At 43.2% G+C, this 20416-nt stretch carries 14 protein-coding genes and 1 riboswitch; of the genes, 1 reads left to right on the forward strand and 13 read right to left on the reverse strand.

The window, feature by feature from the left end; all coding sequences use genetic code 11:
• Positions 1-370: 370 nt before the first annotated feature.
• From DWW70_RS11355 to DWW70_RS11385, 7 genes are all read right to left on the reverse strand, one after another.
• On the reverse strand, positions 371-2437 hold the full coding sequence (locus DWW70_RS11355) for a PTS fructose transporter subunit IIABC (RefSeq protein WP_118649870.1): 2067 nt from the start codon (positions 2435-2437) through the stop codon (positions 371-373).
• 103 nt (positions 2438-2540) lie between these two features.
• The gene (gene pfkB, locus DWW70_RS11360) at positions 2541-3443 is read right to left on the reverse strand and encodes a 1-phosphofructokinase (RefSeq protein ID WP_118649871.1); all 903 of its coding nucleotides are present in this window, start codon (positions 3441-3443) and stop codon (positions 2541-2543) included.
• A complete protein-coding gene (locus DWW70_RS11365; RefSeq protein WP_118649872.1) occupies positions 3443-4192 on the reverse strand; it encodes a DeoR/GlpR family DNA-binding transcription regulator in 750 nt (249 codons plus the stop codon). The genes pfkB and DWW70_RS11365 overlap by 1 nt, the downstream gene beginning before the upstream one ends.
• A 396-nt stretch (positions 4193-4588) precedes the next feature.
• Positions 4589-5521 carry a cation diffusion facilitator family transporter gene (locus tag DWW70_RS11370; RefSeq protein WP_015534011.1) on the reverse strand — a complete coding sequence of 311 codons (933 nt, stop codon included), beginning with the start codon at positions 5519-5521 and terminating at the stop codon, positions 4589-4591.
• 175 nt (positions 5522-5696) lie between these two features.
• Positions 5697-5780, reverse strand: a riboswitch (NiCo riboswitch).
• Positions 5781-5853: 73 nt separating this feature from the next.
• Positions 5854-8622 (reverse strand): glycoside hydrolase family 3 protein, encoded by a 2769-nt coding sequence (locus DWW70_RS11375; protein ID WP_118649873.1) that lies wholly within the window; start codon positions 8620-8622, stop codon positions 5854-5856.
• Between the two features lie 125 nt (positions 8623-8747).
• Positions 8748-9740 carry a Fic family protein gene (locus DWW70_RS11380; protein ID WP_118649874.1) on the reverse strand — a complete coding sequence of 331 codons (993 nt, stop codon included), beginning with the start codon at positions 9738-9740 and terminating at the stop codon, positions 8748-8750.
• A gap of 203 nt (positions 9741-9943) precedes the next feature.
• Positions 9944-13162: an RICIN domain-containing protein gene (locus tag DWW70_RS11385; protein WP_118649875.1), complete on the reverse strand. Its 3219-nt coding sequence runs from the start codon at positions 13160-13162 to the stop codon at positions 9944-9946.
• 197 nt (positions 13163-13359) lie between these two features.
• Between DWW70_RS11385 and DWW70_RS11390 the strand changes: the two genes are divergently transcribed.
• The gene (locus DWW70_RS11390; RefSeq protein ID WP_117551189.1) at positions 13360-13587 is read left to right on the forward strand and encodes a helix-turn-helix domain-containing protein; all 228 of its coding nucleotides are present in this window, start codon (positions 13360-13362) and stop codon (positions 13585-13587) included.
• A gap of 54 nt (positions 13588-13641) precedes the next feature.
• Here DWW70_RS11390 and argJ read toward each other — a convergent pair whose 3' ends face one another.
• The 6 genes from argJ to DWW70_RS11420 all read right to left on the reverse strand — a co-directional run bounded on the left by argJ (position 13642) and on the right by DWW70_RS11420 (position 20139).
• The gene (gene argJ, locus DWW70_RS11395) at positions 13642-14886 is read right to left on the reverse strand and encodes a bifunctional glutamate N-acetyltransferase/amino-acid acetyltransferase ArgJ (RefSeq protein WP_022216915.1); all 1245 of its coding nucleotides are present in this window, start codon (positions 14884-14886) and stop codon (positions 13642-13644) included.
• 245 nt (positions 14887-15131) lie between these two features.
• Entirely contained in the window at positions 15132-16808 is a 1677-nt protein-coding gene (gltX, locus tag DWW70_RS11400) for a glutamate--tRNA ligase (RefSeq protein ID WP_118649876.1), read from the reverse strand.
• A 145-nt stretch (positions 16809-16953) separates the two neighbouring features.
• On the reverse strand, positions 16954-17472 hold the full coding sequence (locus tag DWW70_RS11405; protein WP_015534017.1) for a pyridoxamine 5'-phosphate oxidase family protein: 519 nt from the start codon (positions 17470-17472) through the stop codon (positions 16954-16956).
• A 105-nt stretch (positions 17473-17577) separates the two neighbouring features.
• Complete coding sequence (locus DWW70_RS11410; RefSeq protein ID WP_055147145.1) at positions 17578-18462, reverse strand: diacylglycerol/lipid kinase family protein; 885 nt, start codon at positions 18460-18462, stop codon at positions 17578-17580.
• Positions 18437-19186, reverse strand: coding sequence for a lysophospholipid acyltransferase family protein (locus tag DWW70_RS11415; protein WP_055147142.1), 750 nt, complete (start codon positions 19184-19186; stop codon positions 18437-18439). The genes DWW70_RS11410 and DWW70_RS11415 overlap by 26 nt, the downstream gene beginning before the upstream one ends.
• Positions 19183-20139, reverse strand: a complete 957-nt coding sequence (locus DWW70_RS11420) for a Gfo/Idh/MocA family protein (RefSeq protein WP_118649877.1) — start codon at positions 20137-20139, stop codon at positions 19183-19185. The genes DWW70_RS11415 and DWW70_RS11420 overlap by 4 nt, the downstream gene beginning before the upstream one ends.
• Positions 20140-20416 lie beyond the last annotated feature (277 nt).

Below are 20416 nucleotides of genomic sequence, written 5' to 3' on the forward strand. Positions count from 1 at the left end.
TCTCCTTCTTTAAAATACGGGCCGCAATTCCAGTTATGCCACTGCAAGTGATTATTTATATCATTTTCGGGTCGCTCCCGCTTATTTCGGCCTACAGCGGTACTAAGATGCCGCTTGAGGCGTCATCTAAGGACCGGCGGCCTCAAATTCCCTTCAAATGATATAAATAATCACTTGCAGAAATCCTCTATCATAAGCGGCCCTTGTGTTGTTAAATAAGTCTTTGTGATCTGTAATTATCTACCATATGGCATCACAGTCAGATTACCATTTCATCTTTTCATTTGAGCCATATATAGCTATTTCACAAACCCCAATTGTATAAATTATAACATTCTGTCGTTTTTTGTGCATTACTTTTGTGCAGTTTTTAATCCTGAGCATTTTTCTTGATAAGACCGAGCATGATACATGTGATCACTGATCCTACAAGCCATGAAATGATGTATGGTAACCAGTTGCCTACGGTTGCGAATACGAAAATTCCGCCGTGAGGTGCCATCAGTGTACATTTGAACGCTGCTGACATTCCACCTGCAACTGCTGCGCCTACGAGTGTACATGGTATTACGTGGAGTGGATCTGCTGCTGCAAATGGTATTGCGCCCTCTGTGATGAATCCACACGCCATTACGATGTTTGATACTGTTGAGTTTCTCTCTGCCTTTGTGAACTTCTTAGGGAAGAAGATGCATGCAAGGGCAATTCCGAGTGGAGGTACCATACCACCTATCATCACTGATGCCATTGAGATATAGCATGCCTGAACTGCCGGGTCTGAGAGCTGTGCGCCACCTGCTACAAGCTCTGACGCTGTTGCCAGAACCATTGTTCCGTATACGTAAGCTGCCTTGTTGATAGGACCGCCCATGTCTATCGCCATCATACCTCCGAGGATGATTCCAAGTGGAATGAGAAGGTTTTTATTTGCAAGGGCTGTCAGCATATCTGAAAGTCCTGTATTGATCAATCCAATAATTGGATTGAGTATAAATATCATAAGTACTGCAACTATAAACATACCAACAAGTGGATATATAAGTGTTGGCTTAATTCCCTCCAGTGACTTAGGGAATTTGGAGCAGATCTTTCTAAGAAGAAGAACTACATATCCTGCAAGGAAACCTGCTGCGATACCGCCGAGGAAACCTGATACTGTATTTCCGCCGCCCTCTGCTACAAATCCAAACTTTGATATAAATGACTGGAATCCGCCAAGGTTATCTCCTGCCCATACATAACCGGACAAGGCTGCATTTCCAGAGGATGCCAGGATACCACCAAGGAAACCGACTGCAAGTCCAGGTCTGTCCGCTATAGACTCTGCTATAAATCCTGCAAGCACCGGAACCATCACGCCCATCGCCAGGCCACCGGCATACTTGAAGAATGCTGAGAGCGGGGTCATGGAACCGAAGTTGGATCCACCTGTTGCACCAAATCCGCAAAGTGTATCTATAAGGAATGCAAGAGCTGTGAGGATACCACCGCCGATTACGAATGGGAGCATGTGTGATACTCCGTTCATAAGATGCTTGTATATTCTGCTTCCCACACTGCCATTTGCACTGCTTGACTCTTTTCTGCCGCCCTCCTCGTGGTGAACAGGAACCTGACCATCCACGATCTTCTGTATGAGCTCCTCAGGCTTGTGTATTCCGTCTGCCACTCTTGTGAAAAGAACCGGCTTTCCATCAAATCTTGCTGTTTCAACACTCTTGTCAGCTGCAACTATGATACCATCACAGTTTGCGATTTCTTCATCAGTAAGTATATTTTTTGCTCCGCCTGAGCCATTTGTCTCAGCCTTTAAGGCATATCCCATCTTGGCGCCGGCCTTCTCAAGTGCCTCAGCTGCCATATATGTGTGAGCTATTCCTGTAGGACACGCTGTAACGGCAAGCACTCTAAAGCCTTTCTTCTCAGGAGCCTTCTCAACTGCCTTTTCCTCAGGCTTCTCTGCTGTCTCCTCTGGGAACTTTGCGTTCTCATATTTGTCAACGACTGCAAGGAATGCATCCTTGTCTGCTGCCTTCAGAAGCTCTGCTCTGAAGTCCTCATCCATGAGGAGCATAGACAGTCTTGAAAGTACCTCAAGATGTACATCTGATCCGCTCTCTGGTGCTGCGATCATGAAGAACAGGTTTGATGGCTGTCCGTCAAGTGAGTCGTAATCAACTCCATCTGGAACTGTCATAGCTGCAAGTCCAGGTCTCTTGACTGCCTTGTTCTTGGAGTGAGGGATCGCTATTCCTTCTCCTATAGCTGTTGAGCCCTCTTCCTCTCTCTTAAGTATTCCTTCTTTGTATGTTTTCTTGTCTGAGATGTTGCCTGCTGCATCGTGCAGGTTTACAAGGTAGTCGATCGCTGCATCCTTTGAATCTACCTTTACACCCAGAGCAATGCTTTCCTTTGATAAAAGCTCTGTGATTCTCATAAGCGTAACCTCCTCTTAAATAATCAGCCGCATCCACATATGCTGCTGTGCGATATCTGAATCTCCTAAGTATTCCCTCTCACGACGGAACACGTACGTTTTACTATAATTGCTTGTAGAGTTCTTCTACTTTGTCCGCTGTGGCAAGGCCTTCTGAAAATGCTGTGGCACTTCCGGTTGCTGTTCCTCTCTTCAGCGCTTCCATGTAATCGTGATCCTTCAGGTAGCTTGCTGTAAAACCTGCCACCATAGAATCACCTGCCCCTACTGAGTTCACAACTGTTCCCTTTGGAACTCCGATCTTGTGAACCTCTCCTGTCTCTGTGATAAGTATTGCTCCATCCCCTGCCATGGATATGAGTACATTTCTTGCACCCATGACCTGAAGCTTCTTCGCATACTCAACAATCTCGTCGTCTGTCTTTAAGACAACTCCGAACATCTCGCCAAGCTCATGGTTATTCGGCTTGATGAGGAATGGATGGAACTTCAATACATTGAGCAGAAGATCCTTTGTCGCATCCACCACGATGTCGATGTTCCTGTTCATAAGCTTCTCCATGATCTGCTCGTATATGTCAGATGGAAGTGATGCTGGTATGGTTCCCGCAAGTATCAGGCAATCTCCCGACTGGAGCTTGTCTAGCTTGTCAAACATCTGCTGAAGCTCATCTTTCTTAATGTCGGGTCCCTGTCCGTTGATCTCCGTCTCCTGTTCTGCCTTGATCTTGACGTTTATCCTGCTGAGACCATTCTTCAGCTGGATAAAATCTGTCCTAACTCCCATGGCCTTGACTCCGTCCTCAATCTCCTTACCGGTAAATCCGGCAACAAAACCGAGAGCTACGGAATCAACTCCTATGTTCTTAAGTACGGTTGAGACATTGATACCTTTGCCGCCATAGAATATGGCTTCTGACTTACTTCTGTTCACCATTCCAAGCTCAAGGCTGTCCATCTTGACAACATAATCGAGCGCCGGATTGAATGTCACCGTATAAATCATTATCTGAGTACCTCCTTTACAACTGTGGCGTCTATGTACTTATCATTTACAAGTCTGTCAGTGATAATACAGGCTTTTTCGATTGCTGCAAATGTCACTGCCGTCACCTTGTCGAACTTGCTGCTGTCAGCAAGGACTATGCTCGCATAAGATCTGTTCACCGCTTCCATCTTCACCATAGCCTCTTCCACATCAACCGTTGTGAATCCGTAATCCATATGGATTCCATTCGTTCCAAGAAAGCACTTTGTGAAATTGAACTTTTTCATGGAATTGACCGCCTCGGCTCCGATGATCGCCTCTGTGATCGGCTTTACAAGTCCGCCTATCATATACGTTCTGAGGTTCTTCTTGAGAAGCCGCTTGGCATGTGCTATTCCATTGGTGACAAATGTAGCATTTGTTTCGCCGATATAGTCGATCATGAGCTCCGTGCTGGTTCCTGCATCTATAAATATGAAATCTTCATCATTGATCATCGTTGCCGCATATTTTGCAATGGCACTTTTCTCTTCGACGTTGAGCTGTGCCTTGGCTGAAACCGGTGCCTCATTGGTGATGTATTCATGCTCGATCGCCTTGGCGCCACCATGGAATCTCTTGATCTTACCCATATCGTCCAGAGCTATCAAATCTCTTCTTATAGTAGATTCAGATGCTCCCGTGATCTCCGTGAACTCTGCAACTGTCATAGACTTTTTCTCTTTCAGTGCTTCTAAAATCGCTGTGTATCTATCCTCGGTCATCATAATAATTGCCTCCTGCCTTTTAAGTATGTCTCCTGTATATGTGTTTTCGTGTTTGTGTATTTTCTTTTTTCGTGGCTTTTCAGAATGCATATATCTGCATCCGGTGCTTTTAACTTTTCTTTAGGATAACATATTTTTTGACTGTTTTCAATTATTTATGATTGTTTCAAGGTGGTTTTCACTTGATTTCAGTCACTTTCAATCAATCTATATGCATAATATCATCGCAAATGAAGATTGTCAATCATTATTCTGCATATTTTTGAAGATTTTTGAATTATTTTGATCGTTTTTGACTATTTGCAGGTTTGGTACTCGTTTTGCAGCTTCCAGCACACAAAAATAAGACACAGACCAAATCTGATCCGTGCCTTACTCTGCGTTATCAATCTATGATTATTCTGCCACATCCGCAGGATTGACATGCACCATCACATGCTTTACCTTTGGAAAATTCTTCTCTATTCCCTCATGGACCTCTTCCGCTATCTCATGCGCATGTCTTAATGTATACGAACCGTTTACACCTATCTCCACATCTACATATATTTTGTTGCCAAATATCCTTGTGTGAAGAAGATCAACACTGAGAACTTCTTTCTGGGCGAGCACAAAATCCCTCATCTCTTTCTCTGTCTCTTCATCGCAGGAGTGATCCACCATCTTATCCATGGCATCCTTGAAGATATCGTATGCCGCCTTAGCTATGAATACAAAGATAACAATACTTGCAATGGAATCCATAACCGGGAATCCCATCATCGCACCACCGATACCGACAAGCGCGCCGACCGATGACAGCGCATCTGATCGGTGATGCCATGCATCTGCCATAAGTGCGCTTGAATCTATCTTCTTCGCATAGTGTCTTGTGTACCAGTACATTATCTCCTTTGTGACAATGGATACAACAGCCGCCACCAGTGCCAGCATCCCCGGTTTCTGCAGGCTCTGGTAATTGCCACCGATTATGTCCTTAACCGCCTGCGAGCCGATCTTGATACCGGTATACAGCAGCACTATAGACAACACGATCGCTGCCACGCACTCAAGCCTCTCATGGCCGTAAGGATGCTCCTTGTCGGATTCCTTCGACGCTAGTTTTACTCCAATTATCACTATTATGGTGCTGAACACGTCTGATGCCGAATGTACCGCATCACTTATCATTGCATTTGAATGTGCAAATATTCCCGCAAATAATTTGAATACTGACAACAGTACGTTCTGTACTATCGTTATAAACGATACTTTATTTGCAACCTTTTTAAACTCATCCTCTGATACGGCAGATGCCGCCATCGTGTTTATTTTGTTTGCGCTTTCCATATAATCAGCCATCCTTTCCTAATGAACACCAGTCTATTGATAATCACCTTAATCAAAAGACCGATGCTGTGCGATCAATAAATTTCAGAAAGCTCTTATCACTAAATATATGTGGGAGATTTTATAGAATGTCTAAAAGAGTATAAAAAAACACCCACGACTCAGTATTAGTAACTACTGTCCCGTGGATGTAAAGATTCCACTGCCATGATGGCCCGACTCCTTGGCTTACACCAATGGTCTGCTCAGTTTGTACTGTAGATTTATATGCAGTGCAAAGAGTTAATTTAGGTTACCATCTATGGCAGTCTATGTCAATATTTATTTTCAGATCAAAACTCTTTTTCAAAACTGAACTTAATATCCTTGAGATCAAGTCCATTCGATTTCACATACAGTCGGAGCACATTGAATCTGCCGTAAAATTTGACCTCTTTCCTGATCACAACATCCTTGCCGTCAGTTCCGTTAAATGTGAAGTTGCTCACAGGGAATCCGTTGAAAAACAGGGTACACGGCAGCTGGGCAAGCTTTTCGAGTGTCGAGCTTCCCCTCAGGCTCACCTCATACTCTCCCGGATGTTCAACATCAAGGGCTATGACATAATTCGTGTCGGCGGTGCTGGCCTTCTCTGTCAGATCTATAAGTATGTCTCTGTCGACATTGATGTATTCCACATCATCAATTGAAAAATCGTCCGCCTGCTTTGGACGGTTTATTATCTCTACCTCTACAGGCTCTCCCACAAGACGCTTAAATGCATTCGTATTCATGGCAAAGTTACACACATTCTTTGCAATTCTCTGAAGCTCAGCTCTCAATATACGTCCGTCCTGAAGTGCCTCTATGACATTATCTCCGCCCATGTTCTTCGAGCCGTCCGGGCAGCACATATACATGTCATTCTGTGCCTGTATCATAGTCGCAAAGTCATTTGCATCCGGCTCCATACCCCTGCGGTTGATGGATGCCCACCAATCTGTCATGACCACGCCTGTAAATCCCCACTCATTTCTGAGTATCGTGGTATTCAGATCATAACTTCCTGCGGTGTAGAGACCATTTACCAGACCATATGTTGTCATAACAGAGTCGGCATATCCTGACTTGACAGCTATCTCAAATCCCTTCAGGTATATCTCCCTGAGTGCCCTCTGGGAGATGACCGAGTCAGTTGTATGGCGGTGATACTCCTGATTATTTCCGCAGAAATGCTTGATCGTTCCGGACACGCCGCTGGACTTAAGTCCCTCTAACTGTGCAGTTGCAATGGAACCCGTAAGGTATGGATCCTCGGAGAAATACTCAAAGTTTCGTCCATTAAGCGGGTGACGGTGGATATTCATTCCCGGTCCAAGAAGAACCTCAACCCTATTTGCTGTCATCTCAAGTCCGAGAAGTGCATACAGTCTGGTGTTCAATTCTTTGTTAAATGAACATCCGCACAGAGTGCCATTTGGAAGTGAGAATGCCTTCATACCTGAGTCGAGTCTCATTCCCGATGGTCCGTCATCACAGCACACCGATGGGATCTTATGTGCGATCAAATTGGGCGATACCCCGGCAAATGCGGACGCTGTTCCCGCCGTCACAAGAGAACTTCCCATTCCCTCGCCGCGGACAAAGCATGCCAGATCCTCATCATCAAACTGCGCTATGAGCTCATCCATGGTGGCCCTGCCTTCCCTTACATCAAGAAGCGTAATTCCCTTGTCACCAGTAACCGGTATCTCCTCCGGCAGTTCCTGCTCTCTCCTGTCATACATATCAACAGTGACTAGAGGTGTCTCCTCATACTCTATAAGCATCCTGCCGTTCTCATCACAGAATGGTTTCATGCGGTCAAACTTCTCATATGGTGCAAGTGCCTCCTGAAGCTTCTGAAGCTCCACAGTCTCGGCAAGCTCAAAGAACAGACACTCTGTTGTATTTCTTATGCTGTTTCCTACATGGATAGTGTAGTCTCCAGCTTCAAGCAAATAACAGTTTCTATGGCCTGTCGCCCCTGAATCGTCAAATGATGCCATACGGTCAAGCGGAATCTCAAACTTCAGCTCATCGCTGAGTCCCGGAACAAGCTCCTTTGTCTTCGCAAAATCAATGAGCACTCTGGATGGCTTGCCAAGCCTGCCCTGTGGCATCTCACCGTACACCTGGACAACCTCCTTGCCAAGTCTCTTTCCTGTATTTGTGACTTTGACACAGATATTCGCCACACCTTTTTCAAAATCCATGCTTGCATGCTTTACACCGATTTTGAAGTCTGTGTATGACAATCCATATCCAAACGGATATCTGACCTTATCCTTTGCAAATGTCTCAAAGTAACGGTATCCCACATAGATATCCTCAGCGTAGAAGTTTCTCTCTTCGCCGCCGAAATTGTCATACGCAGGATAATCCTTGATATCGTAGGCTATCGTGTCTGTGAGTTTTCCTGAAGGGCTGACATCTCCTACGAGGACATCAGCCACTCCATATCCTCCGACCATTCCACCCTGCCATACATACATGCAGGCATCCGGGGAAATCGTGTCAAGAAATGACATATCTATAAGACCGCCGACATTCAAGAGAACGACCATCTTCTGGAAATTCTCTCTGACAAGTCTAAGCATATCAGTCTCTATATCAGTGAGCATAAATGCTCCTTTTTCAAGTGTATTGTCCTTGTCCTCGCCAGCTGTTCTTGCGATTATCACTATGGCTGAATCCGACTCGCCGGCAGCCTCCTGCACAAGCTCCTCTGTAACCGGCATCTCCGCCTGTGACCACGGCTCCTGTCCCCAGCCAAGTCCCAGCTCCACAGGATGTTCCTTATCCCATGCGGCATAAGTCTCTGCCAGTTTCTGATTGACATTCACATCCTTGCACTCATTAAGTGCATCAATGATTCCTACCACTTTGGCAACATTCACCATGCCACCCGAACCGGTTCCACTCTTATAATAATGGTTCTGCATACGTCCAAATACAGAAACCGTCTCTCCCTGCTTAAGTGGCAGAGCTTTGTTGTCGTTCTTTAACAGAACCAGTCCCTCTGCAGCCATCTCACGGGCTGTCTTCTCATATACTGCCCAGTCAAGTACTCTATCTTCCATGTGTTTAACCTCCGTTGGGTATTTCAAACTTTTAGTGTTTTGTTTACAATTTATATTTTACAGTCAGTTTCGTTTATTTGATATGGAAAAGTTGTTTTATTGCATTACCTGATGACATAACTTTTCTACTGCTTTACATATCTCTGATTTCTGCTGTTAGGTTTATCAGGCAATGTCATCTTTATCAGTCCAAGCTCCATCGCCGGATTTATATAATTTTTTCTAAGGGTCTCTTTGGACTTAAGCCCCAGCGCTTCCATTATGGAATTTGACGTATACGGCACTTCATATTCCATGACCGCCAGCATCCGCTTCACATACTCTGAAACCTCAGAATTTGATCTGTTTACCTGCAATACAACTTCATCCAGAATCTGATTTATCATATCGAGCATGAATTCTATAAATATGTCCGAGTTATCTTTTGTATGGCATACCGCTATCGCATCATAATATTCATTCTGAAACCGTTCAATCTGGCTCTCCAGTGGTATATATTCAAATACGCTTCTCCACCTATACAGAAGAACCGTATGCCACAATCTTGCCATTCTTCCATTTCCATCTGCAAATGGGTGAATAAACACAAATTCATAATGAAATATTGCAGATAAAATAAGTGGGTGAATAACTCCCTCATTTTCTTTAACCCACTGCATCAAATCTCTCATAAGCTCATTTACCATATGTGGTGGAGGAGCTACAAATATGCACTCACTGCCTGAAAGCACTCCCTCATCGCCTTTTCGGAATACACCAGACTCGCGGGCGGTCCTGTATGTCAATATTCCATGAATCCTTTTCAGGTCTGATATACTTGTCGGATCTATTTCGGGGATCTTCTCATAGGCTACGTATGCATTTTTCACTTCCTGTATTTCCTTTTGATCTCCAAGAACAAGATGGCCGTTTATTACATCTCTGACATCACTTAATGACAGTGAATTTGCCTCTATCTTTAACGAAGAATGAATCGATCTTATTCTGTTGTTTCTGCGCAAATGTGGCTTTGACTCCAGCTCTTTATGACTGGTAATCCTTCCAACCTTTTCAGATATCTCTGAAACAAGTTCAAACATTTTATTCGAGATCGTATATGGTGGTATATACCCGCTCATCAGTTCACCTCCATCTTGCTTATTATCTTGCTTAATATCTTACCAATTTATTATGTGTTTTTCAATGAGGTTTATATACAATACAGCCAGATTTCTTCTCAGACATTTTCAGATTCAACACATGCAACGACACGAACTAATAAATAAAAAACTACTCCACAAAGCATTGCTTTGCAGAGTAGTTTTTTTATATGGCATAAAAATTATTTAACTTTTATCTTCTTTATACCACTATAACTTCCATATATTTTCTGTGATCCTACGATCTTATAACTTCTCACCCTTACATAATAGATTTTACCAGTCCGCTTCTTAGTTAATGTCACTCTATACTTCGAGTACGGCTTTATTGTATATGTATTTACAGACTTTTTAAATTTGCTATCAAGAGCTGTTTGAATCTCATAGCCACTTACCTTTGTATCTTTAACATACTTAACATATATGCTTGACTTTTTCTGTGATTTGATTCCCTTTATTGCCTGTATCTTAGGCTTTACAACCACTGTTACCTTCTTTGTTGCGGCCTTATATGCGGTCGTCGCTGCTACATAAATGGAAACAGTCACCTTACCTGTATTTTTAACAATCATTTTTCCAGTCTTATCAATCGAAACTACATTGTTATTAGAAGACTTGTATGATTTTTTTCCATTTCCATTTGTCTTTGCCTTTATGGTAACAGACTTTCCGCCATATACCAAAGTATAATTTGCGGCATTCGTTGTTATTGTCTGTGTCTTTTTAACTACAGGCTTTTTGGTTATCTCAAAAACACATGTTGCTGTACCTGCATAATAATCCTCTGTCTCTGCAACATATGCCTTAATTATATACTTTCCTTCATTAGATGGTACAGTATTTGAATACTTGTTACTTCCTACTTTAGAATATGTATATGTAACTTTACCCTTTCCATCATTTCCTGTAAGAACTGGAGAAGATGGGCGATCACCAACATGCCAGCCCGCCATCATCAAAACAAGATTATTGAGTGACTTTTTCGTTACAGGCTGTGAACTACTATATTTATCTGTAATTGTAAACTTACAGGTTGCAACTCCACCATAATATTCATTAGTCTCTGCAACAACAGCTTTTATTATATATGTTCCCGCCTTTGTTGGTATAGCACTTGTGTACTCTGTACTTCCAACTGATGCATAGCTATATGTTACTGCGCCATTGCCCAAATTGCCTGTCAAAATTGGTGTTGATGCATTTTCGCTTATATCCCAATCGTCAAGTATTAATACTAAGTTATCCAATGATTTTTTGACTACCGGAGCTGGCCTACTATTGTTATCCGTTATTGTGAACGTACATGTTGCCACTCCAGCGCAATATCTATCAGTCTCTGCTACCTCTGCCTTTACAGTATATGTTCCTGCTTTTGTCGGAAATTCTGCTGTGAAAACATCGCTTCCCTCTGGTGCATATGTATATGTTACCGCACCATTACCATCATTTCCAAGTAATACTGGCTGTGATGCCGTTCCGCTCAAATCCCAATCAGACATTTTAACTGCAAGATTACTTAATATTCTTTTTGTCGCAATGGTCAAGATATTACTTCTACATCCAGTATAAATTTCGTTCTTATTTTCATATGTACATATACCATATGCTTCTACCAAATAAGTATATGTAGTATTCTGTTTTAAACCAGCTATAACACAAGAGGTTGTTGAACCATTTGCTATATCCTTCACCTTTGAATATGTATCATCATTCTGATTATACAAATAAATATTATATCCATCTGCTCCTCTTACTGAATTCCATGATATGTTTACACTATCAGCAGAATACTTTACAAGTGATGCATTTGTAGAATCAAGATACAAGCCATGACATTCGGCACCTGATGCACCTAAACAATAATCATTTGCTGCATTAACCCTGTACTCATATGTTATTCCTGATATACAATTTTTATCTTCGTATGTATCTATGTCTTCTCCTGAAACAACTGCTATTCTAGAATAGTCACTGTCCGTTACCTTCTTACGATACACTTCGTATTTTGTTGCACCTGACACGGTATCCCATGATAACCGGAAACCGCCCTGTATTGTTGTCAGACCGAGAGCATTACAAGTATCAAGGCTTGTTGCCACCTTCTTTATTGTGAATTTCTGAGCTGAACTCTCATTTTTTTCATACAACCACACATTTGTACCATCTGCCGAGCCATTGCTATCTATATCAAGTACCGCATCTCCACATGATGCGTTTATAAAATAAGCACCTTCTGTTCCTCTCACAAACCACTTTTGCGCAGTCGTATTATTTCTTGTATATACTCCTACATTCGTTTCATTTTCCTGTCCCCAATTAGTATCATCAAGAGCTTTATCAGAAGCATTGTTTATTATTTCATATGATCCGCTTTCTCTCTTTCTAAAATGCCAAAGCTGATTTTTCTGTCCCGAGGCGGTTCTTATTGTCACATTGTCATCGCTATCGGCTGTCAAATACTTACCATTTCCTGTATTGATTATATTTGCGTAAAAGTCATCTCCTAAGTTAACTATCGAACTATCATATCCATATGTACTTACTGTCTTCACTGCTTCCTTCTGACGATGCTCTTTATCATTATAAGGTATTGCATATATATCAATTCTATAATGTCCTTCTTCCGGAATTGTAAATTGATAACTATTTGCATTTACATCTCCGTTTGAACCTGTTGCTCCACCGAAGCACTCTTCCCCAGTATCAGTATTGGTGATGATTAACCAATAATGTAAGAAATCACTCTGACTGCTCGTTTTATTCCACGTAATATTTATTTTATCTCCAACTATGTAACACTCTCTGTTTGTTGTAATCGTTGGAGTTGTCATTTCTCCTGAAATCCCACTTGTATGCAATATTGCAGCACAAGTATAATTTCCATATTGCCACGGACATGCAGATCCATTTGTATAGTATCCATCAATCACATCTGATGTATGGCCTGTTATTTTGGGAACACCATTCACTTTACTTGTTATTATCGTTGTATGATTTATTTCTCCAGTGTATGTAGAATCATAAAACATAACATCTCCTACATCTACCTGATCGGCAGTAGGATTCATTATAATCGTATAGCCCATTGCTTGCAGTTTATCTTTTAAAGTAGGAACCCATGTATCATATACATTCAAACCACCAGCTTTTAAACATTGCGAAACAAAGTTTGCGCAATCACCATCATACTCTTTGTATGCAGGATTTCTTTTTGATCCGCCCCACTCTTTTGCATAAGCAACCGCTGCAGCTATATTATATCCAGCAGCCTCTACCTTGCCAGCCTTCTTTCCTGGCATAAATGGTACTAACGTAACAATCATCACGGCTGCCATTATCATGCTAATCCATCTTTTTTTCCGTAGCGAAATACCTTTATTCCACTTTTCATTCATACTCATAAATTTTCCTCCTCTTCCTACAAACTACTCAAGAAAAACACAATCTTCATTATTTGCCAAGTGCATCCCCCCATTTTTCTTTTGCTAATATCCTATTGCTTCTCATTTTAACGGAATGCCCGTTAAAAGTCAATTTCAATGAACATTTGTAATATATTTTATAAAAGTATATTTTTTCAGTGACTCAGGAGTACCTAATGCATTATTATGAAATAATCAAATCTCTTCGCGAAGACAATGACCTTAACCAGACTCAGGTTGCAAATATAATACATGTTGCACAGACAACATATTCTGACTACGAGAAAGGCAAAGTTCGCATGCCGATTGAATGTCTTATCGAACTTGCCAGGTATTACAATGTTGATATGAATTACATAACTGGTGTTTCCGGCTGCAAACAGCCATTTCCCATAAAAAAATAAGACACTGACCAACATCATTTTGATCAGTGTCTTATTTTTATTTACGAGTAAAACCTATGAACGATAATCCCCATTGATCTTCACGTAATCATATGTCAGGTCACAGCCCCATGCCTTGGCTGTAACATCGCCGATTCCGAGATCTATGTTGATGTGGATTTCATCTGAGCTCAATACCTTGGCTGCCTTCTCCTCTGAGAATGGTACGCCTGCGCCGTTGCGGCATACTGGAACCACGCCAAATTCCGACTCGAGATCTACTGCAACCTTGTCTATATCAAAGTCAGCCTCCGCATATCCGATGGCACAGAGAATACGTCCCCAGTTGGCATCCTCGCCGAACATAGCACACTTTGTAAGTGGGGAACGGATAACGCTCTTTGCCACGATAATGGCTGTGTCAAGGTCAGGTGCCCCTGCAACTGTACACTCGATCATCTTGGTTGCTCCCTCACCGTCTGATGCAAGCATCATGGTCATGCACTCCATAACTATATAGAGGGCCTTCTTGAACTTCTCATAAGCTTCGTTCTCCGTGTCGATGAGCTTGTTGCCAGCAAGGCCATTTGCCATGACTGTCAGGGTATCATTTGTGGACTGATCTCCGTCTACGGAGAGGCAGTTGTATGTAACCTTTACGATCTCTGAGAGCGCCTTCTGGATCAGCTCTGATGTGATGGCTATGTCTGATGTGATGAAGTTAAGCGTTGTAGCCATATTTGGATGGATCATTCCGCTTCCCTTTGCCATACCGCCTAAAGTACATGTCACACCGTCTATATCAAACTGGACAGCAACCTGCTTATCAACTGTGTCTGTGGTCATGATAGCATTTGCCGCCTTGTCGTTGCCGTCTGCTGTGAGACCGTCTGCAAGTTCTTTCATATGCTCCTCAAATGGCTCGATAGGGATGATCTGTCCGATGACACCTGTTGAAGCATTGATGACAAGGTTCACATCTATACCCAGGGCATCCGCTGCAAGCTGGGATATCTTCTCAGCCTTCTCTATTCCATCCGCGTTGCATGTGTTGGCATTCTTGGAGTTCACAATGACTGCCTGTGCCTTGTTGCCAGATTTCTTCAGGTGTTCCTTGGTAACTGTGACCGGTGCGCCCTTCACCTTGTTCTGTGTATACACGCCTGCTGCCACACATGGCACCTCTGAAAATACCATTCCAAGATCATTCTTGTTCTTATCAGGGTTCAGTCCACAGTTAAGTCCATTTGCCGTGAAACCCTTGGCCGCGCACACGCCACCGTCTACATATGTATAACCGTCATATATCTTCTTGTTCATAGTAATCCAATCCCTTCTAAATATATTTTAACCAATCTTCATCAATTGGATGTGCACAAGTATATAGTACAATCTGTAATCGTTTTGACATTAACTGATGCAGGACATACGAAGGCGCCGGCTCTCAGTGAGCCTGCGAGCGCTAGTGCCGCTGCAGCCTGAGTTGAGCGGGAGCGCTCCTGCATGGTTATGTCAAACACGATACAGACTATGTCAACTTAATGTGCACATCCAATTGATACATCCTATCTATTCACCCACGCAAGGAACTTGTCCAGTCTGCCCACGGTCTTGTCTTTTCCTATCACGTTCATGATGGTGAACAGGTCAGGTGAGTTCTGCTTGCCTGTTATGGCAACTCTTACTATGGTACATACATCTGTGATGCTACCCTTGTATCCGTCAGGATTCTGCTTGTACTCCTTGACATTTGGACAGTAGCCGATCTTCTCGCCCATGACCTTCATGCTTGAGAACCAGTCTTCTGAGTCAAGGAAGAGATCCTTCTTGTACTCCTCGATAACCTCTGTGATCATCTCCGGTGTGTACTTCTCGTCTATCTCATACTGGAGATCCAGCTCATCCTCAGGTGTGTACAGATAACCGAACATCGCGCGCAGATCTGACCATTTGCCGACGTCCTTGCGGACCTTCTTGCCTGACATCTTCCACAGGTTGATGGTCTTCATGAAGCCGTCCTTGTCCTGTGTGCCAAATGTGTATATGTTCTCGTCATGCTCCTTTGCCCACTCCATGATGAGGTCGTAACACTCCTCGGCTGTGAGCTTTGAGATCATCTCCTTGCTGACATCATTAAGCTTCACCATGTCAAAAAGTGCGCCGCTGACAGGCATCTTCTTGAGTGATAATGTAAAGTCGTCTATTGTCTTGTCTGCATGTGCTGCATGCCACTCTTCGTAGTTGGAGTTTGCTATTGTCATAAGGTACTCAAGCACGCTGACTGATGGGAATCCCTGCTCTGCATAGAAGCCAACCGCAGCCTCCGGGTCCTTTCTCTTGCTGAGCTTTCTCTTTCTCTGGTGCTCGCCCTCCTCGTCCACTGTAACCTCAAGCTTCATGATAGGTGCGATGTGCGCATACTTTGGAAGCGCAAATCCACACAGATCAAAGAGCTGCTTGTGGAGTGGATATGATGCAAGCCACTCGTCACCTCTGATGACAAGATTTGTCCTCATGAAATGATCGTCAACTGCATGTGCAAAATGGTATGTAGGTATTCCGTCTGACTTCAGAAGTACCACATCCATGATATTCTCAGGCATCTCGATCTTGCCCCTGATAGGATCGCTGTAGATAACAGTCTTTCCTGCCTCGCCCGGACTCTTGAGTCTCACGACATATGGCTCGCCCGCTGCAAGCTTCTCCTCTATCTGCTCGTATGTCAGATTTCTTCCTACTGCATACTCGCCGTAATATCCTATGTCAACCTTTGCAGCCTCCTGCTTTGCCCTGATCTCATCAAGCTCCTCGGCTGTTGTAAAGTCAGGATATGCATATCCCTCCTGCATAAGCTTCTTGACACAGGTCTGATATATCTCTTTTCTCTCGCTCTGCTTATATGGGCCATATATAGTCTCGCCACCCTCAAATGGTCCCTCGTCAAATCCAAGGTCAAACTTCTTCAGCGAATTGATGATCTCATTTACACCATCCTCAAGCTCTCTCTTTCTGTCAGTGTCCTCTATTCTGAGGTAGAACACGCCGCCACTCTGCTTTGCAAGCTTTCTTGAGATCATGGCTGCATACAGTCCACCGATGTGCATGTATCCTGTAGGGCTTGGCGCAAATCTTGTTACCCTTGCCCCCTCTGGAAGCTCTCTCTCCGGAAATCTCTTCTCAAGGTCATCCACTGTATCTGTTATATCTGCAAATATCAAATCCGCTAATTTGTTGTAATCCATCTCCTGTTTTCACCTTTCTGCTATATCACTTATCATCAAGAGTCTGCTTGATGATCGCTTCATTATATCCTGTCTGATTATAATTTGTATTATGTTTTACGTCAATTCCTTAAACCACAATGGCAATTGCATAGATTCCATATACTTATCGCCTTGACTTACACGTAAAATTTTCCACAACTATCTCATACACATTTACCGCTGCCAGCATCTGGTCTGAGTAGTTATACTTCTTCTTTTCTACCTTGTCAAACGATCTCATATTCTCGGTATTTCTCGCAAGCTGATGATTCATAAGGCAGTTGAGTGCCTCGCACTTTTCCTCAGGATCTGTCAGCTTTCTGGCTGTGCCATTTCCCATGATACTGCTGTAGAGATAACCAAAGCTGCAGGCATTTGGTCCCTCAACCAGATAGTGATCTGTATCCATCTCTATGGCCACCTTCGGATCCGCTGCCAGAGCATCCACCTTCCTGCCCTCACCGGCAGAGTGGAAATAAAGCTTCAGAACATCCTCCTCGTAGGTATAACCGAAATTCAGCGGAACTATGTACATTCCCTCTTCATCGTGAACCGCCATCCGGAACACCTTACACGAATCAAGTACATCCACTATCTCTTCACGATCTGTTATCATCCTGTCACTTCTCCGCATCTCCCGCATACAATACCTCCTTTTTCAGCGTACAATCTATTAAAATAGTATAAATGACGTCAGCATATTTGCAAGTTTTTTGAACTTTATATTATTCGGATTTTCAAAACTTTTTTATTTCTGATCCAGGCTCCACGCTTTAACTTTATATGATGTAACTCCAAGTATCGTCTCACCGTCTATCTGAAGTGGTGTCGGACGATCAAATTCAACCTCAACCTCTTTTGCGTTGAATATATCAACATGCTTTTCGTACTTGACATGCTCCCCCTTGAATATAGAAGGAAAAATCATAAGGGTTCCAAGCTTGCCCTTGCCGTGGAACACCATAACCGAAACTGTATGCTCCGGATTCAGTCTGTCCTGCCCGGGGGTAGCCATCATTCCGCCGCCATAATATCTGCCATTCATGGTTGGCACGAGCCAGGCATTTTTATATTCATGACGGACTCCATCCACTTTCACCACAGCATTTCTCGGTTTGAATGCGTAGAGCAGGCCTTTGATAGCTATAGCCGTATAGTTCACAGGCTTGTTCTTATGAGTTTTCTCATTCTTTGTCCTCTGGCGGTCGCCCTCCTCACAGCAGTAACCGTCTATTCCGAATCCAACATTGTTCATGAACAGCCACTTTTTGCCGTTGATCGTCACCTCCGGCAGATGCTGTATGTACTGATTTATCTGGTAATCCGGAGTGTCATGACTGTTATGTCCTATGTCCTTTGCAAAGTCATTGCCGCTTCCGGAGGCATAATAGTAGATGGTATTCTTCACATCCATGTCCTTTATGTCATTCACAAATATGTTCAGCGTTCCGTCACCGCCGCACAGGATAACCTCGTCATCCTCTGCAAGCGATCCCATGAACTCCGCATATGAAGCGATCTCTGTCATCTTCTTGAGTATCGCATCAGGATATGTATCTGCAAGTGCCTGCACGTCATACATACATTTGCCGTTGCCCGCCAGTGAATTATATAAAATGTACTTCTTTCCCATAGTTTTTACCCTTTTCATCTTTCTCAAGGACAAGTCTCACCCTGTCGCTGATCTCATTCTTCTTCATTGCTTTTACCTCATCGGCAGGTATCACATCCACCACATCTATATAGACGTCAGATCTGCGCCTCAGCACATTCCTGTAGATATTCTCCGTTCCGTGTATCGCCATGACGACTATCGGCGCATGCGCTTTCTGGGCTATCCTGAAAACACCCGTGTGAAATGGCAGAAGTCCGCCCTGTCTGTTTCTCGTTCCCTCCGGGTATACTCCAACTGCCATATCTCCCTTCTGGAGAATCTCGGTAGCCGTCTTGATCGTAGACAATGCCTTACCCGGATCTGATCTGTCTATCGGCATAAAGCAGCATCTTCTGATGATCCTGCCGAATATCGGTATCTTAAAATTCTCCGGCTTGGATACAAATGCCACATCCCACTTCTTAAATACATGCCATTCTATCAGCGGATCATAATTTGACAGATGATTTCCCACAAAGAGTGGTTTGACATCCACTGGAATCTTCTCCATGCCAGTCACATGCATTTTCACTCTTAGAAACCACATGGCAAATCCGGTGGCACCATACAGCAGATGCCTGTAGAACCTGCTGTCCTCCGTATACTGCCTGTCAGTTCTCACGAACAGACTGCACACGAAGAGAAAAAGTATGTACATCAGAAATATGGCTATGATTCCGCCAAGTATATATATAATTATCACTTTTTATTCCACCCTTTTCTAATGTCATCCATAAGCTTCATCATATATATAGACTCTGACAAAGGCATCGATTTACTCTGGAACTGTCCCTGTCTGATCATATCAAGGCTTTCCATGACCTCGTACTCGTAGCCGCTTATCTGCTTTGGCACATCCACATGTCTTATCAGTCTGTCCTCGCAGTCAAATACATCTATCCACTGTGGATTATTTATATTCTGGACTATCATGTATCCCTTCTCACCGTAAAAGATGCCTTTTCTGTCTGATCTTCCGTACATGCTGTGGGTTGTCACTGCCATCCTGCCGTCTCTGTATTTGACGGTTATACTCTCCTGTCCGTCTACTCCAGTCTCGTGCATTATAACAGAGGACTCAATATCCGAGATATCCTTTCCCATATGCATGACAATGAAGTTCAATCCGTAAACTCCCACATCCAGAAGTGCTCCGCCTGCCAACTCCGGGTTGGTAAGCCGCTCTATATTTGATATCGGGTAGGACAGATTACATGTCATAGTCCTGACATCACCTATTACGCCAATTTCCAGAATTTCATTTATCATCTGTCTGGACGGCATATACCGCGTCCATATTGCCTCTGCCACGTACACATTCTTCTTTGCTGCCAGATCTGCGATCTCCTCAGCCTGTGCAGCATTGTAGGTAAATGCCTTCTCGCATAGCACATTTCTTCCATGTTCTATGCAGAGCTTCATTTGCTCATAGTGATGCGAATGCGGCGTTGCAATGTATACCAGATCTATCGCATCGTCACTGACCAGTTCCTCATAACTTCCGTAAGCTTTATCTATTGCAAACTCGTTGGCAAATTCATTTGCCTTTTCCCAGCTTCTCGAACCTACAGCATACAGCTTCACATCAGTCATCCTGTTTATCGTGTCCGCCATAACGCCGGCAATCTTGCCTGCGCCTAATATTCCTATGTTCATATGCTGTCATCCTCCTGTTTTTTCTATCTGTTTTCCAGCGCTGACACTGCATATATATCTTCAAAAGTACATCTCTTTTTGTTTTCGACATATTTTGACACTACATATCAGATTATAACACACAGACGGGAAAATAGAAGAAAAACTCCTGATGCCAGCGATAACTGACACCAGGAGTCCTCCCCTTTATCTTGAGCACCATAATAAGCACCCAACCCACTATATATGTTGTACTATGCGTCTCTATCGGCTACACATATTCTACAGTGTAAAATAT

It is taken from the genome of Coprococcus sp. AF16-5 (assembly GCF_003479365.1).
Taxonomy (GTDB): domain Bacteria; phylum Bacillota; class Clostridia; order Lachnospirales; family Lachnospiraceae; genus Coprococcus; species Coprococcus aceti.